Origin of the sequence: Bacteroides luhongzhouii (assembly GCF_009193295.2) — a bacterium.
In the GTDB taxonomy this organism is placed as follows: Bacteria; Bacteroidota; Bacteroidia; order Bacteroidales; family Bacteroidaceae; genus Bacteroides; species Bacteroides luhongzhouii.
In genome coordinates this window covers 802,638-823,089 of the sequence record NZ_CP059973.1, presented here as the reverse complement: position 1 = coordinate 823,089, position 20,452 = coordinate 802,638, and the positions used below count along the sequence as shown (strand labels likewise).

General features: G+C 40.7%; 12 protein-coding genes. All 12 read right to left on the bottom strand.

The window, feature by feature from the left end; all coding sequences use genetic code 11:
* Positions 1–100: 100 nt before the first annotated feature.
* The 12 genes from GD631_RS03220 to GD631_RS03165 all read right to left on the bottom strand — a co-directional run bounded on the left by GD631_RS03220 (position 101) and on the right by GD631_RS03165 (position 20,324).
* On the bottom strand, positions 101–1,813 hold the full coding sequence (locus GD631_RS03220; protein WP_223225888.1) for a glycosyl hydrolase family 32: 1,713 nt from the start codon (positions 1,811–1,813) through the stop codon (positions 101–103).
* 74 nt (positions 1,814–1,887) lie between these two features.
* Positions 1,888–3,156 (bottom strand): MFS transporter, encoded by a 1,269-nt coding sequence (locus GD631_RS03215; RefSeq protein WP_143259264.1) that lies wholly within the window; start codon positions 3,154–3,156, stop codon positions 1,888–1,890.
* Between the two features lie 2 nt (positions 3,157–3,158).
* A complete protein-coding gene (locus tag GD631_RS03210) occupies positions 3,159–3,764 on the bottom strand; it encodes a NanQ anomerase/TabA/YiaL family protein (RefSeq protein WP_008646441.1) in 606 nt (201 codons plus the stop codon).
* The gene (locus GD631_RS03205) at positions 3,761–4,687 is read right to left on the bottom strand and encodes a dihydrodipicolinate synthase family protein (protein ID WP_118418315.1); all 927 of its coding nucleotides are present in this window, start codon (positions 4,685–4,687) and stop codon (positions 3,761–3,763) included. Before GD631_RS03205 ends, GD631_RS03210 begins: the two co-directional genes overlap by 4 nt.
* Before the next feature lie 32 nt (positions 4,688–4,719).
* The gene (locus GD631_RS03200) at positions 4,720–6,474 is read right to left on the bottom strand and encodes a glycosyl hydrolase family 32 (protein ID WP_152288004.1); all 1,755 of its coding nucleotides are present in this window, start codon (positions 6,472–6,474) and stop codon (positions 4,720–4,722) included.
* A gap of 26 nt (positions 6,475–6,500) precedes the next feature.
* The gene (locus tag GD631_RS03195) at positions 6,501–8,321 is read right to left on the bottom strand and encodes a RagB/SusD family nutrient uptake outer membrane protein (protein ID WP_050428246.1); all 1,821 of its coding nucleotides are present in this window, start codon (positions 8,319–8,321) and stop codon (positions 6,501–6,503) included.
* Positions 8,322–8,348: 27 nt separating this feature from the next.
* Positions 8,349–11,546: a SusC/RagA family TonB-linked outer membrane protein gene (locus GD631_RS03190; RefSeq protein WP_223225887.1), complete on the bottom strand. Its 3,198-nt coding sequence runs from the start codon at positions 11,544–11,546 to the stop codon at positions 8,349–8,351.
* A 73-nt stretch (positions 11,547–11,619) separates the two neighbouring features.
* Complete coding sequence (rbsK, locus tag GD631_RS03185; RefSeq protein WP_143259261.1) at positions 11,620–12,606, bottom strand: ribokinase; 987 nt, start codon at positions 12,604–12,606, stop codon at positions 11,620–11,622.
* Positions 12,607–12,644: 38 nt separating this feature from the next.
* Positions 12,645–13,568: a ribokinase gene (rbsK, locus tag GD631_RS03180; protein ID WP_185911564.1), complete on the bottom strand. Its 924-nt coding sequence runs from the start codon at positions 13,566–13,568 to the stop codon at positions 12,645–12,647.
* Positions 13,569–13,794: 226 nt separating this feature from the next.
* Positions 13,795–15,336, bottom strand: coding sequence for a BT2802 family ribose utilization protein (locus tag GD631_RS03175; RefSeq protein ID WP_143259259.1), 1,542 nt, complete (start codon positions 15,334–15,336; stop codon positions 13,795–13,797).
* Between the two features lie 138 nt (positions 15,337–15,474).
* Positions 15,475–15,957, bottom strand: coding sequence for an HU family DNA-binding protein (locus GD631_RS03170; protein WP_117810229.1), 483 nt, complete (start codon positions 15,955–15,957; stop codon positions 15,475–15,477).
* A gap of 269 nt (positions 15,958–16,226) precedes the next feature.
* Positions 16,227–20,324 carry a hybrid sensor histidine kinase/response regulator transcription factor gene (locus GD631_RS03165; protein ID WP_185911563.1) on the bottom strand — a complete coding sequence of 1,366 codons (4,098 nt, stop codon included), beginning with the start codon at positions 20,322–20,324 and terminating at the stop codon, positions 16,227–16,229.
* Between the last annotated feature and the right edge of the window lie 128 nt (positions 20,325–20,452).

The window sequence follows — 20,452 nt, the reverse complement described above, 5'->3', positions numbered from 1 at the left end:
CACAGGGTTATTGATTGTTTTCCTGTGGCTTTTTCATGTAGGATTGAGATCAGATTGATGATTTGTCCTGCAGTTTCTTTAAATGTTTCTATTACATTAATTAGAATTTTTGGAGACCACTTGCTTGTTCATATGCTTTTTTTCCTTCTGTATCCTTATTGCTGATATATCCGGGACCACCACCGGCTACATATCCATTACTTTCGCCATTGGTACTCGGGCTTACCCAAAATGCATATAAATCACCATTTTTAAGTTTGAATCTGAACTTTACTTCTTGACCAACCAATGAAGATAAGTCACTGCTTCCATTCCATTCTATTTGTTGAATAGTAGAATCTATACTAACGGCTTTACATTTATCTGCTGAAAGACCATCAATAACCTTATTATTTTTATCCAGAATCTCAACTTTAAGTTCACCGGACGGACAATCGACATTGACGAACAAATATTTACCAGTAAATGTGACAGGACGAGTCGTAAGGCTGCCTTCTCCCGTTGTAGACATGGAAGCAAATCCATCTCTGCGTAGAATAGCCATGCCGGTGGCACCATTTGAATGCATATAGCTTGAGGGGTCTCCACCTTTAAATCCGATGTAGTAGAACCTTAATTGATCCCCTACTACTGTACAAATACCACCTACCGATTGTACATATCCACGATCCCAACTGCCAGGTACTCGGGTAGCAGGAATAAATGCCTCTCTGTAAGGTCTGTCCCAATGGAAGCCGTCACGGCTGAAAGAAACTTTTAATTCTGTGATTTTCGGTCTGTTGGCAGCTTTGGCAATTTCATTCTCGTCCAATAGAATTTGGTGCAACCCCAGCATAATACTTTCATAACCTACAGCATTCAAATTATAAAGTTCGGGTGGTAGATTGAATTCCGGATCTGGAGTGTCTTTATTATCCGCATTACACCAGAATACTATATCTGCTTTAGTCCAGACTGCTCCAGTCAGAAAATCAGAATGTTCCCGATAATATCTGGCTCTTCCATGAGGAGAATTGCCTAGCACACCTAGAGTTCGTATGCTGAACACCCATTTTTTACGGAAAGGATTGTAGAACATTGTACTTCTGTCACCACAAGGACCTGTTTTTGTGAACCAGCTCCATTGTTTTCCATTCGAAGATATCATGCAGTAACCAGCATTATCTGTTGCATTAGCGTTTGGTGAACGTAAAAACATCTTATATCTTTCATTGTCGGATGCCTCATAATCCAATACGACAGCACATGAATTTGCGGGGAATCTGGACAATGTCAATAGCTCATTCGAACCGTTATTCAAATCTGGACGTACCCAGTTGACACCATCATTACTTGTTGCATAAGCCATTTTGTTGAGCCATCCGGCTTCATACCACATTTTGAAGATCTGTTCTCTGGGTTCCCACCATACTCCGCCATCTTTGGCAGAAGCACCAGGAATATTTGATGTCTCCAAAGTTGTTTCTGGCTTTAGTATAGGATTCTGTGCGTATTTCTTGGGCTTATAGAATTTGCGTACCAGATCGGTGTTGTCTATCAGGAAATTATCAAAAAATAACTGACGGCCTACATCAATGGGAATTACTTCCGGAGGCGTCTGTAGATAGGGAACCTTCATCGGTTCATATGAACTGATATTTATATCTTTTGGTGGCCATACAGAGGGCAGAATGATTCCATTGTAGAGAGTTCTCCAATCGTCTGACGGGTCATCAGGGTCGGGGGCCGGATCAGTTCCGGAATTTTCCGGGGGACCGGATATACCATCATCTGAACCGCCGCAACTATAAGATACCAAACACAGTAAAAACATGATAATGTTTACATATGGTTTTATTGACCTAATAAGTGAGTATGTATACTTCATAATCGTTCAGTTTACGTTTTTTATTTATTTTTTGACTTGGTCATTAGTTCATCGGTCATATCCGTAGTTTTTGGGTTTAGCACTTTTAACTGAAGGAATATGGACAGACATACAGAGAAGATCATTATCAAAAAGACAAGATTCTTATAATTAGCTTCGAACGCTTTGCCTAGCTCGTTTGTGATAATGGCTCCGGCGGCTATTCCAACAAAATTCATGAGTCCGTAACCAGTAGCGCGATATCGGGAAGGGATGAACTGGCAAAGAATAGGCATATTATTGGTATCATACATACCGAAGCCAAGTCCGAAGAGTATGGCTCCTGCAACAATAAATATAATATTGTTTCCGTAAACCATCATTAAAAGAGCGGGAACAATCAGTGACAATCCGGTGGCACTGGTGTAAACTCTTCCTTTGATATTCTTCTGTACCCATCTATCGGAGATAAAACCTCCGAGGAATACCCCGACAAAAGAAGAAAGGGCCAAAGTTGTGGTAGAAAGCGGACCAGCAAACTCCATATCCATATTTAATGTATCGGAGACCATTGTCGGCAACCAATTTTTGGTGGTCCATCCAGGGAGATTAAGTGCCGCAAAATAATATAGCATTACCCAAAATGCAATATTACTAAACAATACTGCCAATCCTTTGAAGGTCATTGAAAGATTTTCCTTTATACTTCTCCTTTGTTCTGTATTTACTACATAAGTTTTTTTCTCATGCAGCAGTGCGATAAGCACAAAACTATAAATGATACCGACCATCCCAAAAGAGTGGAAAGTAAATTGCCAGGAAGTGTGAGCGGCTACTGTAGCTCCGAAGCCACCGATAGCTTGCCCTAAATAAATACCGGAAGTCAGTGCGCCGATAGCAATAGATCTTGTTTTCCCTTGGTGGTAGTCGGCTGTGAGAGATAAAGCGGCAGGTATGTAAAATGCTTCGCTAACACCCATTAATGCTCTTAATATATACAGGTGGTTAATATCATGCACATACCCCATCATAAGAGTGACGGTAGACCATACGAATAAACTGACGACAATCAGCCATTTACGGTTCAAGCGGTCTGCAATCATTCCTGATATGGGGCTCATAATAGCATATACCCAGAGGAATATAGCCATCAGTCGTCCGAAATTAGTGATAGATTCCAGCTCTTTGATATCTACCATGATGAACGGCCGCATCGTAGCTAGCATCTGTCTATCTAAATAGTTGAGTAGAGACACTACGACGAGCATCCCTACTACCATCCATGGATAAAATTTCTTATCTTTCAGCATATCTATATTTTGATTTTAATAACTATTTTCTTCACAATCATCCCATCTTCCTCTTTTATACTGGGACGGTGAGCATCTTTAGGGAAGAAAACATAAAAAAAACCGGGAGTTGCCACTTCATATATGGCCGGTGCATCGGGTTTGAAGAAAACAATATCCTTTTTCTCATCATATTCGCAAACAGGGACTACTTTATCCAATGTTGTTACTCCCATTTTCTCTTTTCCATTGATCAGGTATTGGAGATCGATATATTTGCGATGTGCTTCAAAGTTACATTCTGTTTCTTCTTTAGGAGCATATTCACTAACAATGGCATATATGTCTCGCCCTATAATTTCATATTCACCAGGAGTTAATTTACTTAATTCTGTACTTTTCAGATACTCGAATGTAGCTTTCCATCTTTCAGGGTATTGGGCTTGATGTTTCTTTAAAGCATTCATGTCGAGTGTCGGACTGGCAACTATCGGCCAACCATATTTCCAGTCTACTTCTGTAGAATCAGTGTCAGAAGTGATAGTTTCAGCTTTCTTTTTAGGGTTTCCACAGGAACAAGTCATAGTAATGATCATTAATAAAGTAATTAATTTGCTGGTTGTTTTCATAATGCCTGAATAATTAGTTTCTTCAATTCCGCTACATTTTTTCTGATTATTTCCAGGTCAGTGTCATTTACTTTTTGTAGGGGTTCGCAGATGTAATCGGTTATTAGGCCTTCTGTAAATAATGCGGCTTTTAACCCTTTGAGGAAAGATACGCTTGATTTGTCAACCGAGTAAATCTTGGTAGAAACTTTCATTACTAGCTTCTGTAAATTGAATATTTTTTCCGCATCTTTAGCTTTACACGCTTTGAACAAGTTGACATAAAGTTCAGGGAATAGATTGGAACCGGAGTTTACACCTCCATTGCCACCTAATGCCATTGTAGAAGCCAACATTTCATCTGGTCCTACGAGAATGGTAAAATCAGAATGTTCAGCTTTCACTTCCGCAAGTAGCGTATTGAAGTAAGTACCGTTACCAGAACTATCTTTCATTCCGATGATGTTCGGGTGCTTAGCCAATGTCTTGACTGCTTCTACGGAAATCATTAATTTAGTTTGTGCCGGAATGTTGTATAAGAACAGAGGCAGGGATACATTGTCGGCAATCGTCGTGTAATAGTCGACTATTTCTTTTTGAGTTAATCCCAGATAAAAAGGTAGTGCGGATACTAAATAGCTGACTCCACATTCTTTTGCATAACATGCCATATTCAGACTTTCTTCGATACAACAATCAGCAATGCTGGCAAATACAGGTACACGGCCATTTACATATGCTACTGAATATTTAATGAGTTCCTTTCTCATTCGAAGAGAAATACTTGTTCCTTCACCAGTAGTACCCATAAGAAAAATTCCACTGACTCCGCCATTTATCAAATGATCCAGCAATTTTTCCAAACCTTTAATATCAATATTCTCTCTGTCAATAAGGGGGGTCACCATTGGGGTAATCACACCTTCAAATAATTTTTTATCCATCGTTATTTATATTATTTTATTTATTAATTGTTTTAACATCTTTCTAACAGGTTAGGGAAATTTTCAGCTTTTTTATAGGCCTTTTTACCTTCAATGTCTATACCTCCGCTAAAACCCGGACCTCCTGCTGCGTTGTATCCGTTACTGGCACCTTCTATATCGGGACTTACCCAGAATGAATACAAATCACCGTTGGCTAAATAAAATTTGAATCGGACTGGTTGGTTTTTTAAAATAGACAGATCCTTTTTGTTTTTCCATTTTATTTGTGCAATCGTGCTGTCTATTGAGAGAGGCTTGCAGTCACCTGCGGAGAACCCTGGAATTACATTATTGTCAGTATCTAACACCTCCACTTTTAACTCTCCGTTTGGACAATTTACATTTACGAACAGGTATTTGCCAGTGAATGTTACTGGACGGGTTAATAATGTACTTTTTTCCTTTGAAGTGGAATAAGATACGAAGCCGTCTCTGCGTAATACAGCTATGCCGGTACTTCCATTGGCATGCATTCCGTTCTTTTCGTAAACCGAACTTTTCTTTTTCCTGTTTCCCTCGAATCCTATATAGTAGAACCAGAGTTGATCCCCCACAATTGCGCATAATCCTCCCACGGATTGTACATATCCTCTGTCCCATGAACCTTCTTTTCGTTCGGCGGGAATAAAGGTATGCCGGTCGGTACGATCCCAGTGGAAACCGTCGCGGCTGTAAGCTACTTTTAACTCGGTTATTTTAGGGACTCCGGCTTCTCTACATCTTTCATTAGATGGTCCCAGGTGTATTTGAGGTAATGACAGCATAATGCTTTCATAAGGTACTGCGGACAAGTTATATAGTTGTGCTTTATCACCGATATATGGATCCGGATCATCCAGATAGTCTGCTCCCAACCAAAAAATAAGGTCTTCTTTTGTCCATTTCGCTCCTTCCAGGAAATTGGAATGTTCATGGTAATAGCGGAAGCGTCCGATAGGTACACGGTTTATGTTTTCTGGATTCCGGAGGCTGTATACCCATTTTTGGCGGAAAGGATTGTAGAACATGGTGCTCCGGTCTCCACATGGTCCGGTTTTGACTGGTTTACCCCAGTGAATTCCATCTGGAGAAACCATACTGAATCCATAATTAAAGCGTTCTGTGGAACCGGGAATAGAATTAGGAGAGCGTAGGAACATTTTGAAACGCTCTTCATCATTTTGGGTAAAATGATCCAGCCACACAGTAGATGAGTCTGCTACGATTTCCGGTACAATCTGATTAGTGCCCGGCACTATATCAAGATTGGGACGCTCCCAATATATTCCGTCTTTACTTGTAGCGTAGGCCATTCTGTGTAACCAGCCAGCTTCATACCACATTTTGAAGAGTTGGTCTTTCGGATCCCACCATACACCACCATCTTTGGCACTGGCTCCGGGAATGCCGTAAATACCCTGTTCCAATTCTGTCTCCGGTTTGAGTACCGGATTGAAACTCATTTTATGTGGTGTATATGACCTGCGTTCCATATCTGTCTGTTCAATCAGGAAATTGTCAACCAAAAGTTGTCTTCCTAGGTCGATTGGAATGATTTCCGGTCGGTTGATTAAATAAGGCGTTGGCATAGGATCGTAATTCATGCCAATATTTCTGGGAGGCCAAACGTCAGGTAATGCGACACCGTTGTACAGAACATTGTTTAGAGGAGCCCCCCCCCTTAAGAAAGAGGGGAATGCTATATTAGGTACAAATGCAGCAGATAATGCTAGACTTGCGTTTTTTATAAAATCACGTCGTTTCATTTATTTGCTATTTTTTTATAGATTAGTTAATCTGAAGGACTGTCCCAATGCGGATTTTGTTTTAGATTCGGATTGATAACAAGGGCGGAACTTGGTAGCGGAGCCAGGTAGTCACGTTCCTCATTCCAGGTTTTTACTTTATCTGTATTGAGTACTTTATTACCAGAATTGCCATTGCTCAAGAAGATACCTACATTTAGCCCGATTGAGTTCTTTTCGGTAAGATTGGCGGGACGTTCACCTATATAAATGTAAAAGTTGGCGTTTCTAACTGTATATGCCGGTTTATCCAAATCATACTTGGTAGAAGGAGCGGTGACTGTTGAAAAATAAACTCCCCTGAATTGTTCGGTAAATAAATGGCCGGCTTTCCAACGCATCAGATCATCATAACGCAGATTTTCCATAACCATTTCAACTCTGCGTTCTCTTCGGATTTCAAGAATTACTCCTTTGTTATTTCCTGATACAAGTGGATACTGTACTGCCAACACTGGGTCCGGGTTAGCATTTGCAGCTGCCATATTCATATTCGGCATCCCGATACGATCCCGTATTAGTTTGATACTTTGATCCAAGTCTGTCTGGATAAGCGTACCTAACTCGGCTTTTGCTTCGGCATAATTCAACAGAACTTCTGCATAACGATACAGGATGATATCATTTTCGTTGCTGGTCTGTTTATCATAATCGCCAGATTGTATATACTTAATCGGCATGTATCCAGTGGCGGAGATTTGCATGGCCTCATAGAGCCTATTTACATCATGAGTCTTGCCAATGCGGGCGTAACCGGGACATCTGACTGTCTGAAACATACGCGGATCTCTGTTTTCAAATTCTTCACCAAAAATCATAGTCTCATAGCCTGGTCTGTCTGTAAAACGGCTACCATCATTCATCAGATAAGAATCCATGAATGCTTTACTAAGTCCAATCTGGTTTCCACTGGCGTTAATGATAGAATAGTTGGTGTTATGTTTTACGCCTAATGAAATGCTATAAGCATAGGCAGTTATAACTTCTACGTCACTGGCATTGTTTGTAACAGGTTGTGCAAATAAATCTCTGTAAGCAACATCCGTTCCTTCTCCTTTGTCAATAGTGTATTTCCCCGAAGTCATTAGTGCCTCAGAAGCCGATACACATTCTTTCAGAAAATCCTCTGCTCCTTCTATGTTATGGTATTTTCTGAACGTTCCTTCGAATAAGCAGAAACGACTCTTCAGAGCCAATGCAGTCCATTTGGTTATCTCATTCAGACTTTTGGTTTCCACACCGTTTTTTATGGCTTTATCCAAATCTTCCAGAATCTTGTTCGCAATCGTTTCGCGGGAGTCACGCGGTTTGTACAATTCCGGACTATTATCTTCGAGTACAGTATCGTACCAAGGCACTCCACCGAATGTCTTCAGTTTGTCATAGTAAAACTGTGCTCTCAGATAGTAGGCCATTGCATTGTATTTTTCACGTATAGTCTCATCCGGACAGTTTACAGAATATTTTAGGAAGATGTTAATCTTTCGCAGATTGTCCCAGTCCCAGCTTCCGGCTGATTGCGTTGAGCTTCTTTTGCCAGTCATATAATCGGGAAGTGTGGGCCATATCACGTCGTCAGTCTTTTCCATCATTCTTCCGGCGGCTACGCTGGCTCCATTATCTACATTGGATGCTCCTGACAGCATGGGCAGAAGTCCGTTGATGTATAACTTAAGTTCCGTTTCATTCTTCAGAGAGTTCTCCGGAGTCATTTGATCTTGCGGTAACTGATCTAAATCACAAGCGCAAAACGAAAGCGATAATGAACTTATCAAAAAGGCTTTCTTTATAATCGTTGTTGTTTTCATACTTAATAGATGTTTAGTTTGGGGAATTTAGAATGTCAGGTTTACACCAATGGACACCGTTTTAGAGAACGGATAAATACGTGCATCGTTGGCAGACATCGCTTGTTCTGGATCTATATAGTCAGTCTTGAAAGGTGACCAATAACATAGGTTTTCACCAGCGAAATAGATTCTTAATCGTTCGATTCCTGCTTTAGTTGTAAGTTTACTCGGCAGTGTATAACCTATCGAGAGATTTTTCAAACGCAGATATGCCAGATTTTGTAAGTATCTATCGTTGACAACTTGCATCTGTCCATCATCATTGTATGCTGCACTACCACGTTCGAGGCGAGGGAAGTATGCACCTTTGTTTTCTTCCGACCATGCTTGTTCGGCAATTCCCTTGGGAAGGAAAGCGCTGTTGACACGCCCCCATGAACCCCAGAATTTTTCCATTTCTTTGTTCGGATACAAATCTCTTTTTCCAATACCCTGGAATGAGATAGAAAAGTCAAACCCATACCAGTTGATATTTGCTCCAAACCCATAATTATAACGTGGTGTTTCATTGCCGATAACTTCAAGGTCGCCATGATCGTCAAGTGTATTTGCTCCATTGTTGATAATATTATTACCATCCTTGTCGAGGAATTTTACGTCTCCTCCACGAGCAACAGACCATTTTCCCTGGCTCTTTAAAATATCCCTGTTTACTGCCGACTGGTCTATCTTACTTGTCCATTCAGTTGCTTCTTCATCCGATTGGAATAATCCACCGGTTTTATAACCCCAAATTTCTCCGATTTTCTTTCCTACGTAATAATCAGTTAAGATATTCGTGTCATTTCCTTGATATTTAGTAATTTCAGAGGTAGCATCACCCAAAGAACCGAAAACCTCATAATTCAGTGGTTTTCCAGCCAATTTGAAATTGTCACGCCAGGTTACGGTTATTTCATACCCTTTTGTTTTCATTTCTCCGGCATTTTGTCGGGGAGGATTCGCGCCATAAACAGCAGGAAGTGTAATACCGTCAACGAACATATCTGATGTTTTTCTGATAAAATAGTCTCCGCTGAAGTTTAATCTGTTATTCAATACGCTGATATCTATACCCATGTTAAGGGTGCCTACTTTTTCCCACGTGTAGTCACCTGCTACGGGAGCGGGGGTAGTCAAGTAATAGGCAAGTGAATTACCAACAATATAAGAAGACTGTTTTTGGGTAATTGTAGAATAGGGATACATGCTTACTCCCAATTGATTACCGAGGACACCATATGAAGCTCTTATCTTCAGGTTATCGAAGATGTTTAGGTCTTTCATAAATTGCTCTTCGCTTATTCTCCATCCTGCAGATACGGAGGGAAAGAAACCATATCTGTTTCCGGAGAGGAATCTGGAAGAACCGTCATATCTTCCGTTTACTTCTAATAAATAGCGTTCCTTATAATTATAATTGGCTCTGAAAAAAAGGCCGAATAGTTCGTAAGCGGATGCACCTCCTGTAGCTTTGAGGTCTGATGCGCCTGTTCCTGTTGCCAGATTCAAATCATTCAATGTTTCAGATAATACATCTGTCCGGTAGCCAAGTAAATCGTGTGTTTGCTGTTTTTCGTAGTTCATACCTATTGTTGCCGATACGTTATGAACTTTTGCAAAAGTGTTACCGTAGGTAGCGTATGCATTGAATACATGTGAAGGGTCATAAGACATTGATTTCTGTATATAGTCTTTTTTGTGAGTGGAAGTGGTGCTCAACTGCGTTTCGTTGGCATACCCGTTAGAGATATATACTAATCCCTGGCGTTTCCAGTTATCATCCATCGTGAATCCGAATGTATAATCAGCGTTTATGGATAAATTCTTGATGGGAGTAATTTCAACAGAGAATGTATTTCGGAAACGTCTTTTTCCTACATTCCCTTTGGAGACGCCTCCATATATATCTGCTACACGTCCTTCGTTGATGACTTTTCCATTTTTCATCAAACCGGTATAGTTGCCATCCGGTCCGATGGGTACATAGTAAGGTGCACAGTTGATCATGGTTCTGGCAAAAGCTGCATTGGCAGCATTTTCACCAGGATAAGTGTGCGAGCTGTCAAAATAGTTCGTCTGGTTTCCAATTCTCAGCCATGATTTGATTTCTGCATTGAATTTCGAAGTTAAAGTATATTGCGTATATTTCTCGTCCACCCGTTTCATCATACCATCCTTTGAATAGAAATTTGCGGATACATAATATTGGATTTTGTCGGTGCCCCCGGAGATGCTGACATTGTGAGATTGGGATGGCATTCTTTCTTTATACATCCAGTTCCACCAGTCGAAATTGGCATAGTAGTTGTATTTTTGTCTGCCATCACTTTCTGTTGTTGTAACTACCCAGGGACGATCCGGATGCTCTGTTGTATCATACCGACGTGCTTCCAGCTCTTTATAATCTTCTTCTGTATATCCGGTAGCAGCTCCCATGAACCCCTTTTGTCCCATGTATGAAGTATCGTAAATATAAGCGTGGTCATATCCCGAAGTAACAAAGTCGGTGGAGACTGTCGGCTTCGACCAAGAGAAATAACCATCATAAGAAACTTTTGCTTTTCCGGATTTTGCTTTCTTAGTGGTAACTAAGACTACGCCGAATGCTGCACGCGCACCATAAATGGCTGCTGAAGAAGCGTCTTTAAGAACGGAGATAGATTCTATATCATTCGGATTCAGTTGATCTATACTACCGGGAATACCGTCTACCAGAATAAGAGGAGAACTGGAATTCACGGAACCCATTCCACGAATGGAGATTGTTCCGCCTGCTCCGGGGCTACCGGTATTTACCTGAATGTTGACGTTTGGCATAGCTCCTTGCAACATTTGCGTAACGGAAGATGTGGAGCGGTTTTCCAGTATTTCGGCTGTGACCTGACTAACGGCTCCTGTCAAATTAACCTTCTTTTGAGTTCCATAGCCGACAACGACTACCTCATCCAGCAATTGATTATCGTCATGTAGGGTCACATTAATCATTTTCTGATTGGCCGGTACTGTTACTGATTTGAATCCAATAAAGCTAAACTCAATAGTAGCGCTCGGTTCTGCTTTCACTTGATAATGTCCATTTAGGTCTGTGACGGTTCCCGTAGTTGTTTTTCCATGTTTAACGATAACGGAAACTCCGAGTAGGGGTTCCCCATTACCATCTCTAACAGTACCTGATACAGTGTTTTGCGCATGTATATTCATTGAGAAGATGAATAGACAGCTAAGTAATAGTATAAGTCTATGTCTTATACCGTCAGTTGCTGACAGAAGATTTCTACCTGATAGAATGAATCGTCGGTTCGAGTAGGTTTTCATGTTCATTAAATTTAAAAGTTGAGCGATAAGGTAATTCGTTTTTTAAGATGAAGTGGTTTACTTCTTCGAGAGTAGGGATGGATGGTTGAGCCCCTGAACGAGTGACGGCAATTGCCGCCGCTGCATTAGCAAATTTGAGGGCTTCAATATCTATCTCTTTTTGAGCGCACATTACAGCCAAAGCACCACAGAATGTATCGCCTGCCGCAATTGTGTCAATAGCATTCACTTTGTAACTGGGAAGCCTGCCGCTTGTATAAGCGTTTTTCATATATACGCCATGGCTTCCCAGTGTTATCACAACATTTTGTGCACCTGCCGTAATCAATGCTTCGGCAATTTCTTCCAGATTGTCTCCTGTATGTTTGATACCTGATACAAAAGCTGCTTCTACTTCGTTGACTACCAAAATATCAATAGCTTTCATCAGCTCTGCATCAATCAGACAGGCAGGTGCGGGATTAAACAAAACCTTTTTACCTTTTTGTTGTGCTAATAGGGCAATACTCTTAATTGTATTGTAAGGAATCTCGGCTTGCATTACTACTATTTCCGTCTCATCAATTACTTTGGAAAAGTGATTGATTGATTCGGGAGATAAAGAGTAGTTTGCTCCCGGAGCTACGGCTATACAATTTTCCCCACTATCTGCTACAAAGATTAATGCTGTTCCTGTAGGATGCTGGTTATCATTAATGATGTAATCCGTAGTGATTCCTTCTTTTTCAAAATTCTTTTTGAGTATATCGGCATACATATCATTCCCTAATGAAGTGACAAAAATGACGGAACCTCCCAGTCGCGCTGCAGCCACGGCCTGGTTTGCTCCTTTTCCTCCAAGGGATTGCATAAAAGAGGCATCGCCGACAGTTTCGCCGGGTGCCGGTAAATGGTTGACTTGGGCAACCATGTCGATGTTTGAGCTTCCAATAACTACTACTTTCATGTGAATCAGATTTATATTTAACCTAGGTCTTTTATGTTTTATAAAGTAACTTCCATTTTATAAGGGATGGCACTCTGGGCACCAATACGGGTAACGGCAATTGCCGCTGCTGCGTTGGCAAATTCGACAGCTGCTGTCAATGAATGCTTTTCGGATAGACAAACACTAAATGCACCGCAGAATACATCTCCGGCTCCGGTAGTGTCTATTGTCTCTACTTGTTTGGCGGGAATCATTGCATATTTATCTTTTTCCTTTACATAAGCACCATCTTTACCTAATGTGATGACAACATTTTCTATACCTTTGTCCCCTATCGTTTTGGCGGCTCGATGGGCGCTTTCTATATCCATGACCTTAATTCCGGATAGCATTTCGGCTTCAATCCGGTTAGGAAGTATGGTGTGTATGTTTCTAAGAAATGCGTTGCTCAAGGTAGATGCAGGCGCAGGATTGAGTATTACCTTTTTGTTGTACTTATTGGCGATAGTAGCTGCATACTCTGCAGTTTCTATCGGAACTTCAAGTTGCATAAGTATGATATCCGCTTCCCTGATTTTCTCTTCCGCTTTATTGATGTCCTCTATTGAGAGAGAACGGCTTGCACCTGGTGCAACGATAATACTGTTTTCTCCGAAAGAATCAACAGAAATAAGTGCTACGCCTGATGGGCTCTTTTGATCAGTGAAGATAAATTCAGTGTTTATCTTTTCTGATTTATATATTTCCAAAGCTTGTAATCCGAATAAGTCATATCCGATTTTGGAGATGAAAGTAACTTCTGCTCCTAGTCGGGATGCAGCGATAGCTTGGTTGGCTCCTTTGCCGCCGGGGTTCATATAAAATGTTCCGCCTAAGACGGTTTCGCCTGGTACTGGTAGTCTGTTGGCTTTTACAACCATGTCAGTGTTGCAACTTCCAATCACTACTACTTTGGGTTTATGAATAGATACAGTTTCCATGGTATTAAAAATTAAGACGATACAAATGAAAGAAATAATAATGCATCGTTTTCTACATTAATAATTGGTTTATATAATTTCAAAAGTGATATAATGTGATCTTTTATTTGAATAGTAAGGAATGATAGGATAAATATATAAAGTCTATTTATATAATTACAAAGAGAAAAAATGAATTTGAATACAGCTTTTTTATGATGATAAAAGGCATTAATAACCTTCTATTTTAAAGTTCTTTAGTCTTTGTATGCCATCTAAGAACTTCTGACAGTTTCTCTTTCTGGATTTTCGATTCTATCCATGCTGTAAAATCGAAGAGGCGTAAAAGTTGGTTTTCGTATTTATCATTATATAATTCTTGTATTTCCGGAGATAGCTTTTCCCAAAAAGCTTCCCGGTCTTTAAGCAGAATAGGGAGATTCCTTTTATTCAGGAACCATAGAATAATTCGTTCGGTTTTAAATGTTTGCTCTTTAGGAGAGGAGAGACTTCTGGTGATGGAGCGTGATTCGTGTCTGATCAGTTCGTATTCTTGTGTTTCGTAATAGGCGATGAGGCGAACCAAGCGAATAGTTCTCATCAGTGGTAGATATTTAATATTGTGGTCGATGATAGCGTTACTTATATATTTCTTTGCTGCTTTATAGTTTTGGTTACCAATATGTACGAGGGTTGTATAAAGTAATAATTCACTTTTACGTATGGGACTTAACCATGCTTCTTTGTCGTAGAGCGATTCCTGATAGTGGTTCATGAGTTCTGTACAATTAAGGAAGTCACCTTTATCCAGATAAGGAAACAGCTCGTATTGAAAGAGCAGGCAGGTAGCATTCACTTTGAACTCAAGTGACGAGTCTTCTGCTATCAATTCTTTTAATTTTTCAATAAAGTAGGGCATCTCATCATAGTTGCCTACTGATCGTAGACTTCCGAGTACTCCTTCAAGTACGGATAAATAATAAATGGGTGGGTTTGACCAGAATTGTTGGTTCTGTTCAAATAGACGGTTCAGTTCTTTGTAAGAGTTCAGGGCAGCTCTATAGTCCCCTGCTCCCATTAAATAATTTGCTTGAAAAAGTTTATGATTTCGTGTCAATTCAAAGTTCCCTTCCGCTTCGGAGGAAGCTGCTATATAAAGTTCGTTGACCATCAGGTCATTCATGTCTTGTTTTTGTTTAGCTGTTCGGATGGCGCCAATGTGCGAAAGACGATATTTTAATAAGTTGTGTAAAGAAGATTGCTCTGTGATTTTCCGGATCTTTTTTAGTGCTTCGTTTTGGATGAAATGTTTATGGAAAAGTTCCTGCTCCGTCATGTTGGGGAAGTTTAGTCGAAGCAAATATTCTAATTCTAACTTTTGTGCAATTGTCAGTATTTCATTGTTCTCGTAAAATTGCGCCTGTTTTATTGTATCGGATAAGATTTCGAAGCATTCTTCAAATAATGAACGTTCATATAGCATACGAGCCTTGCACAAATCGTTCAGCAGATCATAATAAACATCTTTCTTTTTGCGCAGAGTGAGCAAAGTATCTACTAGTTTTTCATATAGATATTGAATAGACACTTCAAAAGAACCATTGGGGCGGCGTTTATAAAACTCCTCTTTTACTATATTCCCATTTGGCTGTTTACTCTTAGTAATAATGTCATAAATCACCAGATAGTCTTTTTCCTCCTTGTCTTTGATGACTTGCAAGGAGAAGTGTTTTTTTTCTGATTTTGATAGAGAATATATAAGAGATATAACAGAATCGACTCTTTTCATGGAAGCCCTTTCAATTAGTATTAGACTGCAATAATCGGGATTTTCTGTGAGAAAAACAAGCTATTTTAGAAATTAACAAATCCGGCTTAAAAGAGTTTAAACCGGATTTGTCTCAAAAAAATAATGATGTTGCGTTTCTTATGCTGCCGGATCCGGTGCTTCACCACCGCCTTCGTTTCCACCTTCTCCGTTGCCTCCATTTCCATTGCCAGGCGTACCGGAACTATTGCTTTTAGAACTATCCAATTTCTGGATACTTACTGACTTTATCATGCCTTTAAACATACTTCCAGGAGTGAAAATTATTTTACGATTCTTTAGAGCGTCCGTAGTCACTTCCTTTTCATCATCCTGACTTTTACACCCGAAAGAAGGACGAAATGTTCCGAATTCTCCAAGGCTTACTGAAGCCCCGATTTCCATATAGGTTATCAACGAATCTATCAATCCGTCGAGTACTGATTTTACAGTACCGCGTGGAACGAATCCTACTTTTGTTACCTGATCGCATAGCATTTTAAAATCAACAGTAACTACGTTGAATGGTCTTGCTACATATTTTTCAGCTTTTTCCTTATCAAAGCCAAAGGTTGTTTTCTTGACTACATATTTCAGTGCCATAATTCTTAATAGTTTTAATCGTTAGTAAATCTAGTTATTATTTTGTGATCACGTTGCAAAGATATGGTATCGGAATTTGCTGTGCAAGCGATTTTGAAGAAGTGCGTTAATAAAATAATTAATATTTAAGTAATGCTTTGATTTATAACTGATTGAATGTTTTAAAATGTTTACATTGGTGTAGGCGCTGATGTTGATAGTGAATGTATGTTAGTTGTTTGGTTATGTGCATATGAATGAGGTTAAAAATATCTTGGGAAATTACATATTTATAGTTCCGGTTTTTTATGTTTCTCCATATACTCTTTAGGACTCTGCCCAAACCTCTTTTTGAAATCATCGCTGAAATAGCGTCGTTCCGAATAACCTACCATATAAGCGATTTCGGTAATATTCAGTTGGTTTTGGACAAGCAGTTGTGCGGCTCTTTTCAATCGGAAATCCTTTATGAATCCAATAACTGTCATGCCTGTGAGCGCTTTTATCTTTTTATACAGGTTGGAATGGCTCATTGCCATCGTACTTGCCATTTGAGCGATATTTAGTTCAGGTTCTTCAATATGTTCTTCAATATAGCTGACTAACTTGGAAAGAAAGATACTGTCCTGTGACGTCAGGCTTATCTCCTGCGGATTGATGATCGCTTCCTTACTAATTTGTTCCCTGATTCTTTTCCTGTTTTGCAATAAGTTGTTGACTCTGGTCAACAGGATACGTTCGTTGAATGGCTTGGTCAGATATTCATCGGCTCCGGTTTCAAATCCCTCGATAATAGAATTGACCAAAGTTCTGGCTGTTAATAAAATAACAGGAATATGACTGATTCTCATGTCACTTTTTAGTTTTCGGCAGAAAGTGATGCCGTCCATGACGGGCATCATAATGTCACTTATAATAATGTCGGGAACGAGTTCCAAAGCCCTTTCGAAGCCTTCCTGCCCGTTTGAAGCCTCGTATATCGAATATTGTGGCGATAGCAGGTCGGTCAGATAAGTTCTGATGTCGGGATTGTCTTCAATCAGTAATACGGAGAACTCTTTTAAATCCTGTTCCGGTAGGCGGTCGGGAGATACTTTTACCTCGTCATCCGTGAAATACTCCGACAGAATACTGGCTTTTGAAGGAGACGATATAAACTCAGCGTTCTTTAAATGTTCTTTTCCCGGTTGGAGATGAATGGTAAATTCAGAACCTTTCCCTCTGGCGCTTTTCACCTGGATATTTCCGCCATGCAACAGTACGATTTCACGTGTAATGGCTAACCCTACACCGAAACCGTTGCCTTCAGCCTGCTTGTCCACCTGATAGAAACGATTGAAGATATGGCTGATTTCCCCGGCTTCGATCCCTTCTCCTGTGTCGGCGACTGAAACGGTCGTTTCCCCGTCATTGGCATAATTGACTTTCACTGAAATTTCTCCTTTTTCGGGAGTGTATTTGAACGCGTTGGAGATGAGGTTGCAAACGGCTCTCTCAAATTGCACTTTATCTATCCAAACGCTGATTTCCGGTTGTGAATATTCGAATTTATACTCAATATGCTTGTTGATGGCAAACTGGGTATAACTGATGTAGATTTCTTGCACAAACTCAACCAGATTTTCCTTGGATACCCGAAGGGTGACGTTTCCCGTTTCCAGTTTTCTGAAATTCAGTAATTCTCCGGTGAGGTTCAGTAGACGGTTGGTATTGGTTCTTATCAGTTTCAGGTATTTCTGTTCGGTTGCATCCATGTTTTCTCTGTTGAAAAGTTTGTTGATAGAGCCTGCAATCAAAGTGAGCGGCGTTCGGATATCATGTGAGATATTCGTGAAAAAATGCTGTTTCAGTTCGTAGATATGTTCTTCCTGTTCACGCTTGAATTTCTCAAGTTTCAATTCATTTTTGATTTCCGACCATTTTAAGGTATATCTACGGAATAGATACAGGGTGATTATGATAAGAGCAAAATAGATAAGATAAGCCCACCAGGTAAGCCAGAAGGGGGGGAGCACCTGGATTTCAATTTGTGCGGGTGTTGCCTGTTGATAAGAAGGCTCACCGACGGGACGTACCATAAAGGTATATTTGCCGGACGGAAGATTAGTGAAAGTAACTGTATTCTGAGTACCCACGCTTTGCCAGTCCTCATCCCTGCCGGCCAACTTGAACTCATAGTTTATATTCTTAGAGAAAGAATAGTCCAAAGCGGCATATTCTATGGAAAATACGCTCTGGTTGTGTTTGAGAACTATTTTCTTCTCAAAACATATCTGTTGTTTCAGCACACTTTGGGCATTTATGGCTACAGGCTTGCTGAACAGTTTGAAGCCGGTGAGACACATTGCGGGAACAGGCGTTTCAAATTGTATTTGGGAAGGATAAAAAGCTACTACCCGTTCGTTGCTACCGAAGTACAGTTTCCCGTCTTCATCTTTAAAGGCAGATTTGAGACAAAAGTTATCATAAAGACCGGGGATAAAACTTATCTGGTTATTATCCTTTTGAATACGCATGATTCCTTTCTGGGTACCTGCCCAAATGTTTCCGTCTTTGTCTTTCAGCAGGCTTACGATGCTCCGGCGTTGCATGTCGGCTCCATTCATCGGAATCGTTGCAAACTCCGAAGTCTTGGGATTGAAACGGACAGGTCCCTCTTTCGTAGCCAGCCATAGACAGTTGTCGTCTCCACGCAGTAAGGCGAAAATGTAGTTGCTGGCTAGTCCGGGATAATCTTCAGCTTTGTAATTCTTGAATTTCTTGGTGACCGGATTATACATTGACAGCCCGTCACCGTAAGTTGCCAACCATAGACACCCGTCACTATCGGGACTTAGTGCCAGCACATTGTCCCCGCCGAGTGATGTCGGATTTCCCGGTTCGTGCTTATATGGCCAGCTCATTTGAACCTTGGTGTCGAAATAGACAAGTCCGCCGCCCCAAGTCGCTATCCATAAATCTCCGGAAGGCAAGACCAGAATGTCCTGGACGTTATTATGGGAAATAAAATGCCGGGGAATGGATTTCCCCGTTTCATCGCGGGTATTTTGCATCTCAGGATAGAAACGGTGCAGTCCCTGGGCATAAATGGCTATCCAGAAACTTCCGTCATTGGCAGGTTTGATACATTGGATAAAATCGCCTACATATCCGTTGTTGGTCGCTTTACAGAAAAAACGGGAAATCTCGTAAGGGGATTTCTCATGTTGAGGCTTCAATAAAGTCAGTCCTTCCCCGTCAGTTCCCAGCCAGAGCCCATGCTTGTCGTGAAAAACAGAAAGGACAGGTATCTTGTATTCCCCTTTGCCGTCGCTATAATACTGCTCGATATTTGTAGTTTCCTTTTTTATCAGGTTGATACCTTTTTTCGCGCTGCCTATCCATAGATTAGCTTGCCGGTCCTCGAAAAATACATTAATTGTATTTGAGGAAAGAGAATTATGTACGTTGTGGTTGTTTTGATAGTTTTTAATTGCGAGCGGTTGACCGGGCTTTCTTGTGATGTGCAGTATGCCTAGCCCGTCCGTGCCTATCCACAGGTTGTCGAGCTTGTCCTGCCAGATGCATCTGACGATGAGCAGGTCGTCATACGGAGTACCTGCCAGGTAGTTTGAAATTCTATTTTGTTGGAAATCGAAATATTTCAGTCCCTGCCCGTTAGTTCCGACAAGTAAGTTCCCTTTCTCGTCCGTAAATAATGCATTGATATAATCGGTATTGTCCTTTAATCCGTCGAATGGCTTTGTGTCGAAATGCGTGAACTCACCTGATTTCTTATCGAAAAGATAAAGCCCCGAGCCGAATGTGCCAATCCAAATCCGGTCGGCAGGTGCTTCGAGCATGGCTCTGATATCATTCTTGTTTGATGAATCGGATTTGTCCTCTTTCAGTTGGTAATGCCTGGATTTACCTGATGCATCATACGAGTAAATTCCCTTTTCGGTAGCAATCCACATAATCCCGTCCTTATCTTCCAACAGTGCGTGGATTTCCATGTAGTGATTGCTTCTACCGGGAGAGGAGTCCAGGGATATAGGCAGGAAGGTATCGTTGAGAGGATTATATAGGAAAAGACCGTCGCCGTTGGTTCCTACCCAAAGACGGTTCCGGCTGTCAATGTTCAGAACGGAAATATCGTTTCCTATTTGATAAGGTTCGTGTTGGGAGTAGACTTTGAAGTTGGTTCCGTCATACCTGTTTAATCCGTGCTTGGTTCCCACCCAGATAAATCCGATGCTGTCCTGGGCAATGCTGGTGACACTGCTGTGCGAAAGACCGTTCTCGACACCTATGTTTAGAAACTCGGTATGCCGGAGTTGCGCTTGGGCGTTTGTCAGTGTAAGGAAGAACAGGAGCAGGAATCCTGTAAGCAGTGTGTTGTTTTTCATAAGAATCATCTATAATTGGATTTTCTTTTTAAGGAATGATGATAGCAAAACTACAATATTTTTTCTGAATTTCCTGTTTTTATTTGCCCGAATATCCCTCGGAATCCCCTGTTTACGAATTTACAGCA

What these genes read in the sequence shown, in the direction of transcription:
- GD631_RS03215 (WP_143259264.1), bottom strand. Translation starts at nt 3,156, where the DNA reads ATGCTGAAAGATAAGAAATTTTATCCATGGATGGTAGTAGGGATGCTC.
- GD631_RS03190 (WP_223225887.1), bottom strand. Translation starts at nt 11,546, where the DNA reads ATGAATATACATGCGCAAAACACTGTATCAGGTACTGTTAGAGATGGT.
- rbsK (WP_143259261.1), bottom strand. Translation starts at nt 12,606, where the DNA reads ATGAAAGTAGTAGTTATTGGAAGCTCAAACATCGACATGGTTGCCCAA.
- GD631_RS03195 (WP_050428246.1), bottom strand. Translation starts at nt 8,321, where the DNA reads ATGAAAACAACAACGATTATAAAGAAAGCCTTTTTGATAAGTTCATTA.
- GD631_RS03200 (WP_152288004.1), bottom strand. Translation starts at nt 6,474, where the DNA reads ATGAAACGACGTGATTTTATAAAAAACGCAAGTCTAGCATTATCTGCT.
- GD631_RS03175 (WP_143259259.1), bottom strand. Translation starts at nt 15,336, where the DNA reads ATGAAAAGAGTCGATTCTGTTATATCTCTTATATATTCTCTATCAAAA.
- GD631_RS03165 (WP_185911563.1), bottom strand. Translation starts at nt 20,324, where the DNA reads ATGAAAAACAACACACTGCTTACAGGATTCCTGCTCCTGTTCTTCCTT.
- GD631_RS03220 (WP_223225888.1), bottom strand. Translation starts at nt 1,813, where the DNA reads ATGTTTTTACTGTGTTTGGTATCTTATAGTTGCGGCGGTTCAGATGAT.
- GD631_RS03210 (WP_008646441.1), bottom strand. Translation starts at nt 3,764, where the DNA reads ATGAAAACAACCAGCAAATTAATTACTTTATTAATGATCATTACTATG.
- GD631_RS03170 (WP_117810229.1), bottom strand. Translation starts at nt 15,957, where the DNA reads ATGGCACTGAAATATGTAGTCAAGAAAACAACCTTTGGCTTTGATAAG.
- GD631_RS03205 (WP_118418315.1), bottom strand. Translation starts at nt 4,687, where the DNA reads ATGGATAAAAAATTATTTGAAGGTGTGATTACCCCAATGGTGACCCCC.
- rbsK (WP_185911564.1), bottom strand. Translation starts at nt 13,568, where the DNA reads ATGGAAACTGTATCTATTCATAAACCCAAAGTAGTAGTGATTGGAAGT.